Origin of the sequence: Deinococcus pimensis DSM 21231 (genome assembly GCF_000519345.1) — a bacterium.
In the GTDB taxonomy this organism is placed as follows: Bacteria; Deinococcota; Deinococci; order Deinococcales; family Deinococcaceae; genus Deinococcus_A; species Deinococcus_A pimensis.
In genome coordinates, this window is sequence record NZ_KI912650.1 from 23,295 (window position 1) to 40,884 (window position 17,590).

The 17,590-nt window shown below is 70.3% G+C and carries 13 protein-coding genes; 7 read left to right on the forward strand and 6 right to left on the reverse strand.

Annotated elements, in window-relative coordinates:
- Both DEIPI_RS31195 and DEIPI_RS0114080 read left to right on the forward strand, forming a co-directional pair.
- A partial coding sequence (locus tag DEIPI_RS31195) for a chloride channel protein (protein ID WP_245588568.1) occupies window positions 1-946 on the forward strand: 946 nt, incomplete at its 5' end.
- Between the two features lie 30 nt (window positions 947-976).
- Complete coding sequence (locus tag DEIPI_RS0114080) at window positions 977-2,209, forward strand: MFS transporter (protein WP_027482183.1); 1,233 nt, start codon at window positions 977-979, stop codon at window positions 2,207-2,209.
- A gap of 56 nt (window positions 2,210-2,265) precedes the next feature.
- Here DEIPI_RS0114080 and DEIPI_RS0114085 read toward each other — a convergent pair whose 3' ends face one another.
- Window positions 2,266-3,027: an amino acid ABC transporter ATP-binding protein gene (locus DEIPI_RS0114085; RefSeq protein ID WP_027482184.1), complete on the reverse strand. Its 762-nt coding sequence runs from the start codon at window positions 3,025-3,027 to the stop codon at window positions 2,266-2,268.
- Window positions 3,028-3,191: 164 nt separating this feature from the next.
- Here DEIPI_RS0114085 and DEIPI_RS0114090 point away from each other — a divergent pair, with 164 nt between their 5' ends.
- From DEIPI_RS0114090 to DEIPI_RS0114105, 4 genes are all read left to right on the forward strand, one after another.
- On the forward strand, window positions 3,192-4,154 hold the full coding sequence (locus DEIPI_RS0114090) for a TAXI family TRAP transporter solute-binding subunit (protein WP_027482185.1): 963 nt from the start codon (window positions 3,192-3,194) through the stop codon (window positions 4,152-4,154).
- A gap of 116 nt (window positions 4,155-4,270) precedes the next feature.
- Complete coding sequence (locus DEIPI_RS0114095; protein ID WP_245588569.1) at window positions 4,271-6,388, forward strand: TRAP transporter permease; 2,118 nt, start codon at window positions 4,271-4,273, stop codon at window positions 6,386-6,388.
- Window positions 6,389-6,446: 58 nt separating this feature from the next.
- Window positions 6,447-7,565 carry an o-succinylbenzoate synthase gene (gene menC, locus DEIPI_RS0114100; RefSeq protein WP_027482187.1) on the forward strand — a complete coding sequence of 373 codons (1,119 nt, stop codon included), beginning with the start codon at window positions 6,447-6,449 and terminating at the stop codon, window positions 7,563-7,565.
- Entirely contained in the window at window positions 7,562-8,449 is an 888-nt protein-coding gene (locus tag DEIPI_RS0114105; RefSeq protein WP_027482188.1) for a hypothetical protein, read from the forward strand. Before menC ends, DEIPI_RS0114105 begins: the two co-directional genes overlap by 4 nt.
- Window positions 8,450-8,506: 57 nt before the next feature.
- Here DEIPI_RS0114105 and DEIPI_RS0114110 read toward each other — a convergent pair whose 3' ends face one another.
- The 3 genes from DEIPI_RS0114110 to DEIPI_RS0114120 form a co-directional block, all read right to left on the reverse strand.
- Window positions 8,507-9,301, reverse strand: coding sequence for an amino acid ABC transporter permease (locus DEIPI_RS0114110; protein ID WP_027482189.1), 795 nt, complete (start codon window positions 9,299-9,301; stop codon window positions 8,507-8,509).
- A gap of 192 nt (window positions 9,302-9,493) precedes the next feature.
- Entirely contained in the window at window positions 9,494-10,246 is a 753-nt protein-coding gene (locus DEIPI_RS0114115) for an ABC transporter substrate-binding protein (RefSeq protein WP_027482190.1), read from the reverse strand.
- Between the two features lie 249 nt (window positions 10,247-10,495).
- Window positions 10,496-11,629, reverse strand: coding sequence for an ABC transporter ATP-binding protein (locus DEIPI_RS0114120; RefSeq protein ID WP_027482191.1), 1,134 nt, complete (start codon window positions 11,627-11,629; stop codon window positions 10,496-10,498).
- Between the two features lie 250 nt (window positions 11,630-11,879).
- Between DEIPI_RS0114120 and DEIPI_RS31200 the strand changes: the two genes are divergently transcribed.
- On the forward strand, window positions 11,880-13,037 hold the full coding sequence (locus tag DEIPI_RS31200) for a hypothetical protein (protein WP_157463664.1): 1,158 nt from the start codon (window positions 11,880-11,882) through the stop codon (window positions 13,035-13,037).
- 52 nt (window positions 13,038-13,089) lie between these two features.
- On the opposite strand, the gene DEIPI_RS0114130 is transcribed toward DEIPI_RS31200, so the two are convergent.
- Together DEIPI_RS0114130 and secA are read right to left on the reverse strand one after the other, a co-directional pair.
- Window positions 13,090-14,631 (reverse strand): S41 family peptidase, encoded by a 1,542-nt coding sequence (locus DEIPI_RS0114130; RefSeq protein WP_027482192.1) that lies wholly within the window; start codon window positions 14,629-14,631, stop codon window positions 13,090-13,092.
- A 207-nt stretch (window positions 14,632-14,838) separates the two neighbouring features.
- Window positions 14,839-17,448: a preprotein translocase subunit SecA gene (gene secA, locus DEIPI_RS0114135; RefSeq protein WP_027482193.1), complete on the reverse strand. Its 2,610-nt coding sequence runs from the start codon at window positions 17,446-17,448 to the stop codon at window positions 14,839-14,841.
- Window positions 17,449-17,590: the final 142 nt, after the last annotated feature.

The window sequence follows — 17,590 nt, forward strand, 5'->3', positions numbered from 1 at the left end:
GCTGCACGGCTTCTCGGGTCTGGTGGATCCGAACGTGCTGCAGGCGCCGACGCTGGCGCAGGTGCCGATGTACGCGCTCGTCGCGCTCGTCGTCACGCTCGTGGCGTGGGTCGTGGCGGCCCTGCGGCGCGCGCTGCCCGCGCCGCCCACGGAGCTGGTGCCGCGCGTCACGCTCGCGGCGCTCGTGGGGCTCGTCCCGGCGGGTGTCGCGTGGTACGTCCCGGAACTCCTGGGGGACGGGACGGGCTGGTGGCAGCTCGCGCTGAGCGGCTTCCAGGGCCCCGAGGCGGCCTGGCAGGGCCTGATGCGCGCCGGGCTGCTGCTCTCGGTCGCGTGGCTCGCGCTGGGCGGCACGGTCGTCACGGCGGTCAGCGCGGGCGGCCTGCTGGGCGTGGGCCTCGCGGCGGCCCTGCCGAGCCTCGGGCTCGACCCGGCGGTGAGCGGCATGGTGGGCGCGGCGGCCTTCCTGACGACCACGCACAACGCGCCGGTCGCGGCGACGCTGCTGCTCGCCTCGTGGGGTGGGGACGCGACGCTGCCCGCGCTGCTGGGCGGGGCGCTGCTGTCGCACGCGCTGAGCGGCGAGGCGTCCCTCGTGCTGCCGCAGGTGCGCGGACGCGCCGAGAGCCCCGCGCACGCGCTGCCGTCCCTCACGCCCGCCCCGGGCGCCGAACCGTCCGGCGTGCCGGACGAGATGCCCGCGGACGACGCCGAGACCGGCGAGGTGCTCTACCGGGTGCCGCTGCCCGCCGCGTGGCGCGACCTGCCCACGCTGGACGTCGTGTGGCCCGAGGGCGTGCAGTTCGTGGCGGTCGTGCGCGGCGGGGACGTGCAGCTCGCGCGGCCCGGGCAGATCTTCGAGGACGGCGACGAGATCGTGCTGCTCGCGCTGCCGGGGCGCTTCGAGGGGCTGGCCGGGTCACTCGGCACCGTGGCGCCCGCCTGAGCCGGGAAGGCCGGGCGGTATCCTGACCCGGTGCGCCTTCCCTCCCTTCCGCGCTGGCCCGATCAGAACTACCGCTACGGCGTCGTCAACGGCTGGGTCGTGTCGCTCGGCGACGGGTTCCTCAACGCGAGCGTGGTCCTCGCGGGCTTCGCGGCGAAGCTCGGCGCGCCGAACGCCGTGATCGGCCTGCTGCCCGCCATCCAGGCGGGCGGGTGGATGCTGCCGCAGATCCTCGTGGCGGCCCGCATCCGCGCGCTGCCGTTCAAGCTGCCCGTGTACCGCGCGGCGGCCACGGTGCGGACGCTGAGCTACGTGTGGATGGTGGCGTCGAGCGCGCTGCTCGCGGACCGTCCGGGCGTGCTGCTCGCGAGCTTCATCCTGGGGATGGTCGTGAACGCGCTCGCGTCGGGCGTGTCGGGCCTGCCCTTCCTGGAGGTCGTGTCGAAGGTGATTCCCCCGGAGCGGCGAGCGGCGTTCTTCGGGCTGCGCAACCTCGTGGGCGGCCTGCTGGCCTTCGTGGCGGGGCTGGTGGTGCGGCAGGTGCTGGCGTCTCCCCTGGGGTTCCCGCTGAACTACACCCTGATCTTCGCGGTCGCGACGGTGGCGTACACGGTGGGCTACGCGGCCTTCGGGCGGGTGTCGGAGCCGCCCGACCCGCCGATGACTCCCTCGGACGTGCGCTCCGAACTGCGAGCGATTCCCGTGACGCTCCGTGAGGACGCGCACTTCCGCGCGTTCCTGGGGGTGCGTCTGCTGCTGGCGTTCGCGTCGCTCGCCGAGCCCTTCTACGTGGTGTTCGCGCTGCGCGAACTGAGGATGCCGACGAGCATGATCGGCCTGTTCCTGATGGCCCTCTCGGGCGTGGCGCCCCTGTCGAACGTGCTGTGGGCACGGGTGGCGCAGCGGCGCGGCTCGCGGCGCATCATCCGCATGTCGGCGGCGACGGCGCTCGTGGCGCCCGCGCTGGCGCTGAGCCTGCCGGGCGACTGGACGTTCGCGTACCTGCTGGTGTTCGTCGCGTCGAGCGTGGCGGCGCAGGGCTTCAACCTGGGTCACACGAACCACCTGCTCAACCTCGCGCCGCCCGACCGGCGCGGCCGCTACATCGGGACGCTCAACACCCTCGTGGGGCTCGCGCTGTTCGCGCCCGTCCTCGGCGGGTTCCTCGCGGACGTGGCGGGCTACCGGGCGGTGTTCGTCATCTCGATCGTGCTGTACGCGCTCGCGTGGTGGCGCTGCGGACGGCTGAGGCGCGACGCGTAGGTGGGCGGGAGCGCGAACGCCACCCCGGCGAAGGGCCGGGGTGGCGCTCTCCGGTGCTAGTGTCCCAGGACCTGCTGCAGGAACAGCTGGGTGCGTTCGTGCTTCGGGGCGGTGAAGAATTCGGCGGGGCTGGCCTCCTCGACGATGTTCCCGCCGTCGAAGAAGACGACGCGGTCGGCGACCTCGCGGGCGAAGCCCATCTCGTGCGTGACGACGAGCATGGTCATGCCGCTCCTCGCGAGCTCCTTCATGACGTCGAGGACCTCCTTGATCATCTCGGGGTCGAGGGCGCTGGTGGGCTCGTCGAAGAGCATGATCTTGGGCTGCATGGCGAGCGCGCGCGCGATGGCGACGCGCTGCTGTTGCCCGCCGGAGAGCTGCGCGGGGAACTTCTGCGCCTGCTCGGGAATGCCGACGCGCTCCAGGAGCTCCATCGCGATCTTCTCGGCCTTCGCGCGGTCCCAGCGGCGCACCCGCATGGGCGCGAGCGTGACGTTCTGCAGGACCGTGAGGTGCGGGAAGAGGTTGAAGGACTGGAAGACCATGCCGACCTCGCGGCGGATGGCGTCGAGGTTGCTGCCGTCCCTGAGCTCGATGCCGTCGATCTCGATGCGGCCCCCGTCGTGCGGCTCGAGGCGGTTGAGGGTGCGGATGAAGGTGCTCTTGCCGCTCCCGGACGGCCCGATGATCACCACGACCTCGCCCTGCCGGACGTCGAGGGACACGCCGCGCAGCGCGTGGAACGACCCGTAGTGCTTCTGGACGTCCCGGGCGATGATGATGTCCTGACCCTTCTGGTGTGCGTTCGCTGCCGTCATCGGGGACATGATGACACGCGCGCGCCCGCCCGGAAAGCACCCGTCTAGACGTGTGGGGGGCGTGAAGGTCCGAGCACCGACGTTCGAGTGCCGGCTCACGTGCTACATTCTGTGGACACACAATTCACCACCCGGGCGGGCCTCCCCGCCGCAAGGAGTTATGTATGAAGACACCGTTCATCGTCGGCACGGCGCTCCTCGGGACCCTCGCGGTGGCGCTCGCGCAGGGCACCGACTTCGTCACGATCGGCTCGGGCTCCACCACGGGCGTGTACTTCCCCGTCGCGACGGGCATGGCGAAGCTCGTCAACGAGGCGAACGCCGGGGTGCGCGCCAACGCCCGCTCCACGGGCGGCAGCGTCTTCAACGTGAACGCGCTCGGCAGCGGCGAACTGCAGATGGCCATCGCGCAGAACGACATCACCTACTACGCGTACAAGGGCACGGGCATCGCGGCCTTCGAGGGCAAGGCGAACACCAAGCTGCGTGTCCTCGCGGCGCTCTACCCGGAAGTGCTGCACGTCGTGGCGCGCAAGGACTCCAGGATCAACTCCATCGCGGACCTCAAGGGCAAGCGCGTGGTGGTCGGTGACCTCGGGTCCGGCACGGAGCAGACGGCCCGGCAGGTGCTCGAAGCGTACGGCCTGACGTTCGCGGACCTCGGGCAGACGTTGCGCGTCAACCCCACGCAGGGCATCTCCCTCATGCAGGACGGCCGCGCCGACGCGCTGTTCTACACCGTCGGCGTCGGGGCGAGCGCCGTGCAGCAGATCGCGCAGACCGTGAACGTCAACCTCGTGCCCGTCAGCGGGAACCAGGCGGCGAGCCTCATCAGGAAGTACCCCTTCTACGTGCGCTACAACATCCCCGCGAAGAGCTACAAGGGCGTCGGCGCGACCGTGCCGGGCGTGGCGGTGCAGGCGGTGCTGGTCAGCACCTCCGACGAGAAGGAGGACACCGTCTACAAGGCCATGAAGGCGATCTTCGGCGACGAGAAGGCACTGAAGGCCCTGCACCCGGCGCTGAACGACAACTTCGACGACGCGAAGGCCGTGAGGGGCCTGCCCGCTCCCCTGCACGCGGGCGCGGTGAAGTACTGGCGCGAGAAGGGCCTCAACGTCAAGTAATCGACCTCCGGGATGCGCCGCATTCCGGACGAGCATGACGCGGAGCGCGCCGCGCGCGGGCCAGTCCTCCCCCGGGAGGCTGGCCCGTTCGGTCGGGACCGCGAGGAAGGAGCGAGGTGGAACCGCAGAAGAACGTGGGAGGGGTCCCGACGGACGGGGAGGAACGCGCGCGCGAGCTCGTGGAGAGCGTGGAGCTCGGCGGGCGCAGGCTCGGGGGGTGGCAGCGGGGGCTCGTGTCGGTCCTCGCGGTCGCGTGGAGCGTCTGGCAGATCTACGCGGCGTACGTGGGCAACGTGGACACCTTCGTGCTGCGCGCGACGCACCTGGCGTTCGCGTTCGCGCTGGTGTTCCTCGTCTATCCCCTCACGAAGCGGGCGCGGAGCTTCACGCGCGTCCCGTGGTACGACTGGGTCCTCGGCGTCGCCGCGACGCTGAGCGCCGTGTACGTGGTGGTGCAGTACCCGTCCATCGCGAACGAGCAGGGCGGCCTCCTGACCCGCGCGGACGTCTGGGTGGGTTCCGCGACGGTGCTGCTGCTGCTCGCCGCCGCGTGGCGCGCGCTGGGACCCGCCATGCCGATCGTGGCGATGGTGTTCGTCCTGTACGCCGCGATCGGGCCGCGCGGCCTGATTCCCGGTGACCTGGGGCCCCTGCTGCAGCTCCACGCGGGCTACCAGTGGCATCAGATCGTGGGTCAGCTGTACGCGAACACGGAGGGCATCTTCGGCTCGCCCATCGGCGTGAGCGCCACCATCGTGTTCCTGTTCGTGCTGTTCGGCGCGATGTTCGACCGCATGGGCGCGGGCGACTGGTTCATGAACGTGGCGCAGAGCCTGCTGGGCGGCTTCAGGGGCGGCCCCGCCAAGGCGAGCGTGGTGTCCTCCGCCCTCAACGGCATCGTGTCGGGCTCGGCGGTGTCGAACGTCGTGACGGGCGGCAACATCACCATCGGCACGATGAAGCGCGTCGGGTACTCCGCCGAGAAGGCGGGCGGCATCGAGGTCGCGAGCTCCAGCAACGGTCAGCTCATGCCGCCCGTGATGGGCGCGGCGGCGTTCATCATGGCGGAGTACCTGCGCATCCCGTACCAGCAGCTCATCCTCGCGGCGGCCGTGCCCGCGCTGCTGTGCTACGCCGCGCTGCTCGTGACGGTCCACATCGAGGCGCTCAAGCTGGGCCTGCGCGGTCTCCCCCGGTCCGAACTGCCGCCGCTGGCGGGGGCGCTCAGGTCGGGCCTGCACTACGCGATTCCCATCGCGTACCTCGTGTTCGCGCTCTCCGCGCAGGGCGTCACGCCCGAACGAGCGGCGCTCAACACCATCGGGGTGATGGTCGTGCTGATCTTCGCGCAGGAGGTGTGGCGGGCCACGCGCGGCGGAGGCGGGGTCGCGGCGGGCCTCCGGAACGCCGTGGGCATGGTCGTGGGGAGCCTGGAGTCGGGCGCGCGCAACATGATCGGCATCGCGATCGCGACGGCGGCGGCGGGCGTCATCGTCGGCATCGTGACCGTCACGGGCGTCGGCTTCGGCCTCGCGGACATCCTCGCCGCGGCGGCGGCGGTGTTCGACCGCCTGTTCCTGTCCGTCGGGAACCTGCTGGCCTTCGCGGGCGTGGACCCCCAGGGCTTCGCGAACACGGCGGGCCTCGTGGTGGTCCTCGTGATGGCGCAGCTCATCTGCCTCCTGCTGGGGATGGGCCTGCCGACCACCGCGAACTACATCGTGATGGCGTCCCTCATCGTGCCCGTGGTGATCAAGCTCGCCGGGGACGCGGGGTACAACGTGCCGCCGCTCGCGGCCCACATGTTCGCCTTCTACTTCGGCATCATGGCGGACAGCACGCCGCCCGTGGCGCTCGCGGCCTTCGCGGCGGCCGCCATCTCGGGAGGGAATCCCGTGAAGACGGGCGTGCAGGGCTTCGTGTACGAGCTGCGCACCGCCCTGCTGGCCTACATGATGTTCTTCAACCCGCAACTTCTGCTGATCGGCGTGGGCAGCTTCGGGGAGGGCGTGTGGATGGTCCTCACGGCCTTCGTGGGCCTCACGGCCTTCTCGGCGGCGACGCTGGGCTTCCTGCACCGCCCGGGCGGCGTGCTCGAACGGCTCGCGCTGCTCGCGGCGGCCTTCCTGCTGATCACGCCGGGCCTCACGACGGACCTCGTGGGTTTCGCGCTGCTCGGCGGGGTGTACGCGTGGCAGAGGATGGTCCCCGCGCGGCGCGGGCTCGCGACCTGAACGAACGCGCACGAGGCTCCCGGCACGCCGGGAGCCTTTCTCGTGTCATGATCCCCGCATGACTTCCGTCCACATCGACGGGGCGCAACTGCGCCTGCTGGAACTTCCGCTGCGCTTCCGCTTCGAGACGTCCTTCGGCGTGCAGACGCGCCGCACGATCCTGCTGCTCACCCTGCGCTCGGGCGGCGTGGAGGGCTACGGGGAGAGCGTGATGGAACTGCTGCCCGCCTACCGCGAGGAGGTCGTGCCCGGCGCGGAGTACCTCATCCGCGAGCTTCTGCTGCCGAGCGTGCTGGGCCGCAGCTTCGCGGGGCCCGCCGAGCTCGGCGAGGTCCTCGCGGGGTTCCGCGGCAACCGCATGGCGAAGGCCGTCGTGGAGATGGCCTTCCACGACCTGTACGCCCGCACGCTGGGGGTGCCGCTGCGTGACCTGCTGGGCGGGACGCGCGCGAGCGTGCCGGTCGGCGTGTCGCTCGGCATCCAGGAGAGCGTGGACGCCACGGTGGACCTCGTGGCGCGGCACGTGGAGCAGGGGTACGCGCGCATCAAGCTCAAGATCAAGCCCGGCTGGGACGTGCGGCCCGTCGCGGCGGTCCGCGCGGCCTTCCCGGACCTCACGATGACGGTGGACGCGAACAGCGCGTACCGCCTGTCGGACTCGCGGGTGTTCGCGGCGCTCGACGAGCTCGGCCTCGACTACATCGAGCAGCCGCTCGCGTACGACGACCTGCACGACCACGCGCTGCTGCAGGGCCGCCTCTCCACGCCGCTGTGCCTCGACGAGTCCATCCTGAGCGCGCAGGACGCGCGCAAGGCGCTCGCCTCGGACGCGGGCCGCGTGATCAACGTGAAGCCCGCCCGCGTGGGCGGTCACTCGGAGTCCGTGCGGGTGCACGCGGTCGCGCAGGCCTTCGGGGCGCCGCTGTGGATGGGCGGGATGCTGGAGGCGGGCGTGGGCCGCGCGCACAACATCCACCTGGCGACGCTGCCGGGCTTCACGAAGCCGGGCGACGTGTCGAGCGCGAGCCGTTACTGGGAGGAGGACATCGTGAACGAGCCGCTGGAGGCAGAGGGGGGCCGCATGCCCGTCCCGGCGGGCGCGGGCATCGGCGTGACGCTCAACGAGGACGTCCTGTCGCGCGTGACGCTGCGCAGCGACGAGTTCCTGCCGACGTGAGCGCGGTGACGCTGCGCGAGCTCTCCCTGCCGCGCGACGGCTTCGAGGTGGAGGAGCTCCAGCTGGCCGTGTGGGGCCGCTCGGAACGCGAGGTGGTGGCGCGCGACGTCCTGACGGCGCTGCAGCTTCAGGGGGCGCTGCTGGCGGGGGCCTTCGAGGCGCGTCCCGGAAACGCCGGGCGAGCCGTTGAGGTCGAGGCGCGTCCCGGCGAAGCCGGGCGAGCCGTTGAGGTCGAGGCGCGTCCCGGAAACGCCGGGCGAGCCGTTGAGGTGGCGGAAGGTAAAATGATCGGCTTCGTGTTCGGCTTCCCGACGGCGCGGGCGGACGTGCAGCACTCGCACATGCTGGCGGTGCTGCCCGCTTGGCGCCGCTCCAGCGTGGCGCTCGACCTCAAGAGGTTCCAGCGGGACTGGTGCCTGGCGCGGGGCGTGACGCGGGTGGAGTGGACCTTCGATCCGCTGCGGGGCCTGAACGCGAACTTCAACCTGCGCAAGCTCGGCGCGACGGTGGAGGGCTATTTCGAGCACCTGTACGGCGACATGAGCGGCATCAACGCGGGCGTCGCGTCGGACCGGGCGCTCGCTTCGTGGGACCTGGCGTCCGCGAGGGTGGAGGGGGCGCTGCGCGGCGAACTCCCGGTCGACCTCGCGGGCGCGGTGACCGTGAACCCGGACGCGCCCCTCACGGGGGCGTTGCCGGACGCGCCGCGCGTGCGTGTCCTGATCCCCGAGGACTTCGGGGCGCTCCTGACCGGGGATCACGCGCTCGCGGTGCGCTGGCGGGCTCACGGGCGGGAGGTGCTGGGTCACTACCTGCGCGGGGGGTACGTCGCGACGGGCTTCTCGCGCGAGGGCGGCAACGCGTACGTGCTGGAACGCCCGTAGAAGTCACGGGAAGGGGGGCGGCGCGAGTGCATCTCGCGCCGCCCCCCTTCGTCGCCGTCACCTGCTGGCGAGCTTGAGCCTGCGCTCCAGGATGTCCGTGAAGAAGGTCAGGACGGTGGTGAGCGCGAGGTAGACGAGCGCGACGGTGGTGAGGACGGGGATGGGCAGGAAGGTCTCGCTGGTGACGCGGGTGCCGGTGAGGGTGAGTTCCACGAGGGCGATGCTGGACGCGAGCGAGGAGTCCTTGAGGAGCGCGACGAGGTTGTTCACGAGGGGCGGCACGACGATGCGCAGCGCCTGTGGGAGGACGACGCCCACCATCGTCTGGAAGCCGCTGAGGCCGAGGGAGCGCGCGGCCTCGTTCTGGCCGCGCGGGACGGCCTGCACGCCCGCGCGGATGACCTCGGCGTTGTAGGCGCCGACGTTGAGGGCGAGGGCGAACATCGCGGAGTAGAACTCGTTGAGCTGCGCCTGGATGCCGAGGGACGAGAGGATCTGCGGGAGGGCGTTGTAGATGAACAGGATTTGCACGAGCAGCGGCGTGCCGCGCACGATCCAGACGATCAGCCCGGCGGGCGCCCGCGCGATCCACAGGCGCGAGAGGCGCATCAGGCCGAGCAGCACGCCGACGCCGAGGCCGATGACGCCGGACGTGACGGTGAGCAGCAGCGTGGTGCGCGCGCCCTCCGCGAAGAGGTCGGCGCGCGACCCGATGGGTTCGGGCGCGAAGCGCAGCACGGCGGTCAGCAGCAGGAAGAACAGGTAGAACGCGACGGCGGCGCCGCCGAGCAGGGTGAGCAGCGCGAGCGGGGACAGCGGCGAGGCCGCGCGCTTGACGGCGGGGGCGGTCATGCGCGGCGCCCCGCGCGTGGGGTGGTGCGGAACTGTGGAGCTCTCGTCATTGGTCTCTTTTGTAACACTTTCGACAGGCGGGCCCGTGGAGGGTGTCTAGACGTGTGCCTCGAACGTGGGGCGCGTTCAGGACGGCGGCGCGGTCCCGGGATCGGGAACCGCGCCGCTCGGGGGCACGTCAGCGCCGAGCGGTCACTTGCAGCGGATGTCCTGGCCGAAGTACTTCTGGCTGATCTTGGCGTACGTGCCGTCCTTCTGGACGGCGGCGAGCGCGGAGTTGAGGCCCGTCACGAGCGTGGGGTTGTTCTTCGCGACGGCCATCCCGATCTTCTCCTGGAAGAGCAGGTCGCCCTGCTGGAGCTTCCCGGCGGTCGCCTTGATCGCGTCGAGCGCGAGGAACTTGTCGGACACCCAGGCGTCCACGCGGCCCGCGAGGAGGGCCTGCTGCGCGTCGGGGTCCTTGGGGTAGGTCTTGACGTCCCCGACGCCCTTGACCTTCTGGACGTTCTCCAGGTAGGTGGTGCCGACCTGCACGGCGACGGTCTTGCCCGCGAGGGCCGCGCCGGTCTTGGGGCCGCCGGGACGCGCGACGATCAGGCCGCCCGTGCAGTAGTGCGGGCTGGTGAAGCTCACGGCCTTCTCGCGTTCGGGCGTGATGCCGTGGCTCGCGATGACGAAGTCGTAACGGTTCTGGGAGAGGCCGATGAGCAGGCTGTCGAAGGGCTGCGTGACCCACTTGACCTTGAGGCCCATCTGCTTGGCGATGGCCTCAGCGAGCTCCACCTCGAAGCCCGTGAGCTTCTTGCCCTCGAAGTAGTTGAAGGGCTTGAACGCGCCCTCCGTGGCGATGGTGACGGTGCCGGACTTCTTGATCTGGTCGAGGGTGCGGGCGTGGGCGGCGCCGGTCACGGCGAGCGCGGCGAGTACGAGCAGCATTCTGTTCATGCGTCCTCCTGAATGATCCTCGGACGTCGGGTCCGGGTCGCCCGCGATGCGGGTGGGGCTGGATTGGCTCAATCTACATGCGCGGACCTGACCGACCATCAGGTGGTCGTGAGTCCGGTGTGGAACGTTTCATCCGAGCTCAGCTTATACCACCCGCGCCGGGGCGCTCATGCTGCTGTCTGGACAGGTTGCGTGCACGCGGAGGGCCGCACCTCCGGGAAGGTGCGGCCCTGCATGAACTTGCAGTGTTCAGTCGTCGGCGGAGATGGCGGCCGTGTCCGCCGCGACGCCGCGGCGGCCCAGCGCGTCCTCCGTCTGGTAGTCGAAGGCGTGCAGGCGGTCACGCGCCACGACGAGGTCCACCGCGTCGCCCGCCTTGAAGCGCGCGTGGCCCTCCACCTTCGCGGTGAGCACCTGACCGCCCACGTCCACGATGAGGTCCGTCTGCGCGCCGAGAGGCTCGACGTCCACGATCTGGCCGCGCATCACGTCACCGCCGCGCGACTCCATGCTCAGGCCGTGCACGCCCACGTGCTCGGGGCGGATGCCCATCCACACCTGCTTGCCCTCGTAGGCGCGCAGGGACTCCGCGAGCGTGCCGTCCGCCGCGATGAGCGAGTCGCCGATGGCGAACTGCCCGTTCTTCACGGTGGCGGTCAGGAAGTTCATGGAGGGGCTGCCGATGAAGCCCGCCACGAACTTCGTGCGGGGGTAGTCGTAGAGGTTCAGGGGGGTGTCCACCTGCTGGATGATGCCGTCACGCATCACGACGATGCGCGAGCCCATCGTCATCGCCTCGACCTGGTCGTGCGTCACGTAGATGACGGTCGTCGCGAGGCGGCGGTGGAGCTGGCTGATCTGCGAGCGCATCTCCACGCGGAGCTTCGCGTCGAGGTTGGAGAGCGGCTCGTCCATGAGGAAGACCTTCGGCTCGCGGACGATCGCGCGGCCGAGCGCCACGCGCTGACGCTGACCGCCGGAGAGCTCCTTGGGCTTGCGGGCCAGCAGGTGCTCGATCTGGAGGATGCGGGCCGCGTCACGGACGCGCTTGTCGATCTCGGCCTTGGGGGTCTTGCGCAGGCGGAGACCGAACGCCATGTTCTCGTAGACGTTCATGTGCGGGTACAGCGCGTAGTTCTGGAAGACCATCGCGATGTCGCGGTCCTTGGGCGGCACGTCGTTCACGACGCGCTCGCCGATGCGCAGCGTGCCGTCGGAGATCTCCTCCAGGCCCGCGATCATGCGCAGCGTGGTGGACTTGCCGCAGCCCGAGGGCCCGACGAAGACCATGAACTCCTTGTCCTGGATGTGCAGGTTGAAGTCCTTGACCGCGACGACCTTGCCGTACCGCTTGTAGACGTTCTGAAGAACAACTTCCGCCATGTGGCTCACCGCCCCATCTCTCGCCCGTGAGCTTCCTCGGGCGACCGGGGTTGATACGAGAGGACCCGGGGTTTTCGCTTGTGCCTGTGCCGACACCGCGAGTTTAACACGTCCCTCACGCGCGCCGCACGTGCCCCACGGCGCGCGTGAAGTCCCGATGAAGAGTGTCGTACAGTGGGCAGGTCTCCGGCTCACGCGGCCCCTCCCCCGCCCAGCGCTCCTCGCCGACCGGAACACCCCAGGAGGACGCATGAGGTACACCGTCACCGCCGCGCTCGTCACGCTCGCCGTCACGTTGCCGCCCGCACTGGCCGCCCCGACCTTCACCATCGACGGCCGGGCCGTGAGCGTCCCCACCGTGGAGCAGGGCGGCAAGGTCTACGCGGACGTCGCCGCGCTCGCCCGCGCGCTCGGCGCGACCGTCACGTACGACGCCGCGAAGAAGGCCTACGTCGTCACCACCGCGAGGACGGGCGCCGCGGCGCAGACGCCCGCCGTGCAGGGCACCACGCAGCAGGCGGGCGGCGCCGGGGAACTCGGCAGGACCTACACGCTGGGCAAGCTCGACCCGCTGAACTTCACCCTGCGTTCCGCCGCGTACGGCGTCGCGCGCGTCAGCGTCGGAGACGGCGTGATCGTCCCGAACGCGGACGAAAAACTGCTGGTGCTGCGCTACACCGTGCAGAACCCGCAGAAGTCCGAGACGAACTTCTACTGGGGTTCGCTGAAGTTCACCGCCGTGGACGCGCGCGACGTCAGCCACGCCTACGAGCGCGTCGCCGCCAGGGACGGGACCACGGAGTCCCTGCAGCTCACCCTCAAGCCCGCCCAGAAGATCGACGTGGTCGCCGTCGTGAAGGTGCCCGCCTCGGGCGTCGTGCCCAAACTCATCGTGGAGCGCGAGGACGGCTCCCCGGTGCTGCGCTACGACCTGCGCGGGAAGGTGAGCGCGCTGCCCGCGCCGCTCGCGGACCCCGCCGACCCGAGCGGCGCCACCGCCCGCACGACCGTCCCCGCCAACGCCGGGACCTATGTGCCGATGGGCCTGTTCGACGCGCGGCTCGACGGCGTGACCTTCGCGAAGTCCGCCGGGGACCTCACCCCGGCGGACGGGCGGCGCTTCCTCGTCGCGACGTTCACGCTGCGCAACACCACGAACGCCGCGCAGGACTACTACTGGGGCAGCTTCGGCGCGCAGCTCGGGGACGCGGACGGCGAGGACGCCCCGTGGCGCAAGCAGCTGCTCAAGGCCACCCGCGACGAGGACGCGCGGGGCAGCCTGAAGCCCGGCGAGGAGTACCGGGTGCGCTTCCTCTTCGAGCTGCCCGAGAACGTCGCCGGAAAGACGTTGACCCTGCGCGAGGGCGACTCCCGCGCGTACGAGTTCGACGTGAGCGCCGCGAAGTAGACGGAGCGCGGGAGGACGGCCCTTGGGCCGTCCTCCCGCGCCGCTCCCGCCGTCAGCGGTCGAGCCAGTCGAGCGCGGCCTTCAGGGGCGCGTCCGTTCCCGCCGCGAGCTTCGCCATGTCGTCCGCGACCTCCTCGTCGGGCGTGATGGCGTCGGGCAGCACCCTGCCGTCGGGTCCCCGAACGACGGAGTCCGTCACGGCGACCGCCCGCTCGCCGGGCAGCTCGTAGACGTTCGTGGACGAGTTCGCGACGCCCGCCGTGCGCGTCCCGATCAGCCGGGCGCCCGCGAGGGTGGACACGCTGCGGGCGAAGAACTCGGAGCCGCTGGCGCTGCGTCCGTTGAGCAGCACCGCCGTGCGGCCCTTCCAGAGGGTCGGGGCGGACAGGGGCAGGTCGATCCTGTCCCCGCAGACGTTGAAGACCCTGATCGCGCCGTCCGAATAGCCGTAGGTGACGTCGTTCGCGTCGAGCGTCTCGAAGGTCGTCGCGATCGCCTTGTCCGTGAACGCGCCGGCCGCGCCGTCGTTCATGATCACGTAGCCGCCTCCGTTGTCGCGCAGGTTCACGACGACGCCCTCGACGCCCGCGCCCGACGCGGCGCGGACGAGGGCGTGCACCCGCTCGGCCACCTCCAGGCTGAGGAAGGTCGGGATGACCAGGTAGAGGACCTTCTTCCCGCCGGGGGTCGTGCGGACCTCACCCCAGGGCGCCTCACTGCCGCCGAGCACGGCGGCGCGGACGGTCACCTCACGCTGCTCGCCCGCCCGCGACACGAGGAACACCGCGGGGTCCGCCCCGCCGGACGCCTCGGCGAGGAGCGTGGCGTACTTGACGTACGTGGCGGACGACGTCGATTCCCGGGAGAGGGTCACGCCGTTCACCGCGAGAATGACGTCGCCACGCCTCAGGCCCGCCGCGAAGGCGGGGCCGTCGTGACGGACGCTGCGCAGGACGGCCCCGTCGGCGCCCGGCACGGTCGAGAAGTCGAGGCCGAACGAGGGCGCGGGCTCCGCGGAGTTCTCGAACGACGCCTTGAGCGCCGCGAAGTACGCGTTCGGGATGAAGTACGTGTGCCCGTCGTCCATCTCGTCGGCGTACCGGACCATCAGCGCGTCCGTGCGCTCGTCCTGGGCGTAACTGGCGAAGGCGTTCGGATACGCGCTCCTGAAGAGCTTCTCGTACTTCGCGTGCAGCGCCTGACGGTCCGCGGAGCCCGGGCCGTTGTACTCCCGGTTGAGCAGGGTCCGCATGCCGAACAGCGCCGTCTGGAGGTTGTCGGGAAGGTCGGCGGCCTGCGCGGCCATCCCGGCGCGCAGGGGCACGAAGGTCCGCGCGCGGAAGTCGCGCAGGGCGGCGCCCGTCCGTCCCGCGGCGCCTGCGGCGGCTCCGCAGTCGGGCTTCTCGGCGCGCGTCCGGATCGGAACGAGGGGAAGTTCGCCCTCCACGGTGACGATCCGGTCCACGGGCTTCTCCACGATCTTCTCGACGGGCTTCTCGACGATCCTCTCGACCTCGACGACCTGCCGTCCGCACGCCGAGAGGGTGAGGCTGACGGTGACGAGCGCGAGCCGGTGGACGACATCCTTGTTCATACGACCTCCCCGGTGAGGTGACCCCCACGTCTGTGAGGAAGTATGAGAAACGCCGGGCGACATCCGGGTGCTCAACGCACACGCGGACTGTAGAAAAATTCACGTTCACGGGCGATCGGCGGAAGTCCGCGGACCTCGTGCGGCTGGATCGAGAACCGACGAGGGGAGGCACTCCGACTGGAGCGCCTCCCCTTCGACCCGATACGATCAGACCTGCTGCTCGCCCACCTGCATGCGGAAGATGTACTTCGTGACGTCCCCCTTGAGGTTGTCGATCATCTCGTTGAACATCTTCGTGGCCTCGAACTTGTACTCCGTGAAGGGGTCACGCTGACCGTAGCCGCGCAGGCCGATGCCCTGACGCAGCACGTCCATGCCGTGCAGGTGCTCCTTCCAGTACTGATCCACGATCTGCAGCAGCACGTAGCGCGACACACCCACGAGGAGGCCCTTGCCGAGCTCCTCCTCACGGCGCTCGTAGGCCTCCACGGCCGTCTCGAGGACGCGATGGTGCGCGTCGGCGACACTCACGGCGCGCAACTCCTCGAAGTCGAAGGTCTCCAGCGCGGGAATCGCGTCGGACAGCGCGGCGCGCAGACCGTCGAGGTCCCACTGGTCGGGGTTCTGGTCGGCGGGCGTGAAGGTGTCGAGCTGGAACTCCACGAAGTCCCCGATCATGCCCTCGACGCTCTCGCTGACGTCCTCGTCCGGGCCGAGCAGCACCTCGCGGCGCTGCGCGTACACCACCTCGCGCTGCTTGCTCATGACGTTGTCGAACTCCAGCAGCTGCTTGCGGATGCCGAAGTTGCGGTCCTCGACGCGCTTCTGCGCCCGCTCGATGGCGTTCGTGACCATGCCCGCCTCGATGGGCTGCGTGTCGTCCATGCCGAGGCGGTCCATCATCGCGACGACGCGCTCCGACGCGAACAGGCGCATCAGCTCGTCCTCGAAGCTGACGTAGAAGCGGCTGCTGCCCGGGTCGCCCTGACGGCCCGCGCGGCCGCGCAGCTGGTTGTCGATGCGGCGCGACTCGTGCCGTTCCGTGCCGATGATGTGCAGACCGCCCGCCTCGCGGACCTTCTGGCGGTCCGCCTCGAAGGCGTCGCGCAGCGCGAGCGCCTCGCGGACGAAGCCCTCCGTGACGCCGGGCAGCGCGAGCCCGTACTGCACGGCGCGCTCGTCGCGGCGCGACACGGCCTTGATGAAGTCCTCGGCGGCCTCGTCGGAGCGGCTGATGCCCATCTGTTCGAGGCGCTCGTGCAGCAGGAACTCCACGTTGCCGCCCAGCATGATGTCCGTGCCGCGGCCCGCCATGTTCGTCGCGATGGTCACCTGGTTGCTGCGCCCGGCCTGCGCGACGATGCTGGCCTCGAGCGCCTCGTACTTCGCGTTGAGCACCTGGTGCGGCACGCCCGCCTGCTTCAGCAGGGCGCTGAGCAGTTCGGACTTCTCGATGCTGACCGTGCCCACGAGGATGGGCCGCCCCGTCGCGTGGATCTCCCTGATCTCGTTCACGACGGCGTTGAACTTGCCGGTCTGCGTGCGGTAGACGAGGTCGTTGTCGTCCTTGCGGATGACGGGCAGGTTCGTGGGGATCACGAGGACGTCCGCGCCGTAGATGTCGAGGAACTCCTTCTCCTCGGTCTTGGCGGTGCCGGTCATGCCGCTGAACTTGTTGTACAGACGGAAGAAGTTCTGGTACGTGATCGTCGCGAGGGTCTGGTTCTCGTTCTCGATCTTGACGTTCTCCTTCGCCTCGATCGCCTGGTGCAGGCCCTCGCCGTAACGGCGGCCGGGCATGCTGCGTCCGGTGAACTCGTCGATGATGACGACCTCGCCGTCGTTCGAGACGATGTAGTCCGTGTCCTTGTGGTAGAGCTCCCGGGCGCGCAGCGCCTGCACGATCATGTGCGCCTTCTCCATGTTCTCCGGGGAGTACAGGTCGTCGATGGACAGGAGGCGCTCCACCTTCGTGATGCCCCCCTCGGTGAGGTGCACGCCCTTGGTCTTCTCGTCGACGGTGAAGTCCCCGGTGGGCTCGGCGCGCTTGCCGGGCTCGGCGGGCTCGCCCTTCTGGAGGCGGCGCACGAGCTTCGACATGACGTAGTACTGGTCCGTGGCCTTCTCGGCCGCGCCGGAGATGATCAGCGGGGTGCGGGCCTCGTCGATGAGGATGGAGTCCACCTCGTCGACGATGGCGTAGTTCAGGGGGTGGTCGGCGCGCAGCACGAGCTGGTCCGGGGACTGCGCCATGTTGTCGCGCAGGTAGTCGAAGCCCAGCTCGGAGTTCGTGACGTACGTGATGTCGCAGGCGTACGCGGCCTTGCGCTCGTGGGGTTGCATGTCGTGCTGGATGAGGCCGACGGTGAGGCCGAGCGTGCGGTACACCAGCCCCATCTCCTCCGCGCCGACGCGGGCGAGGTAGTCGTTGACGGTGACGAGGTGGCAGCCGCGCGCCTCGAGGGCGTTGAGCGCGAGCGCGAGCGTCGCGACGAGCGTCTTGCCCTCGCCGGTCTTCATCTCCGCGATGCGGCCGCCGTTGAGGGCGGCGCCGCCGATGAGCTGCGTGTCGTAGTGACGCTTGCCGATGGAGCGGCGAGCGGCCTCGCGGATCATGGCGAAGGCCGGGACGATGACGTCGTCGACGGTCTTCTCGCCGCTCACGACCTGCGCGCGCAGCTCCATGAAGGCCGCGGCGAGGTCCTCGATCTTCTGCACCTCGGGTTCCATGGCGGTGACGGGCTCCACGACGTTGCGGCGGAGCTTGGCCACGTCCCTCTGGTTGTTGTCGAACATGCGGTTGAGCAGCCTGAACATTAGCTGCGAGTATACCGCGAAAGCCGGGCGCGTGAGCGCGTCACGCTGAGATTTGGTGAGCGACCCTCAGCGCGCGAGCGGCAGGTACGCCACGGCGGCCTCCGCGAGGGAGCTCGGCGCGCGCCCCGCGGCCACCGCCGCC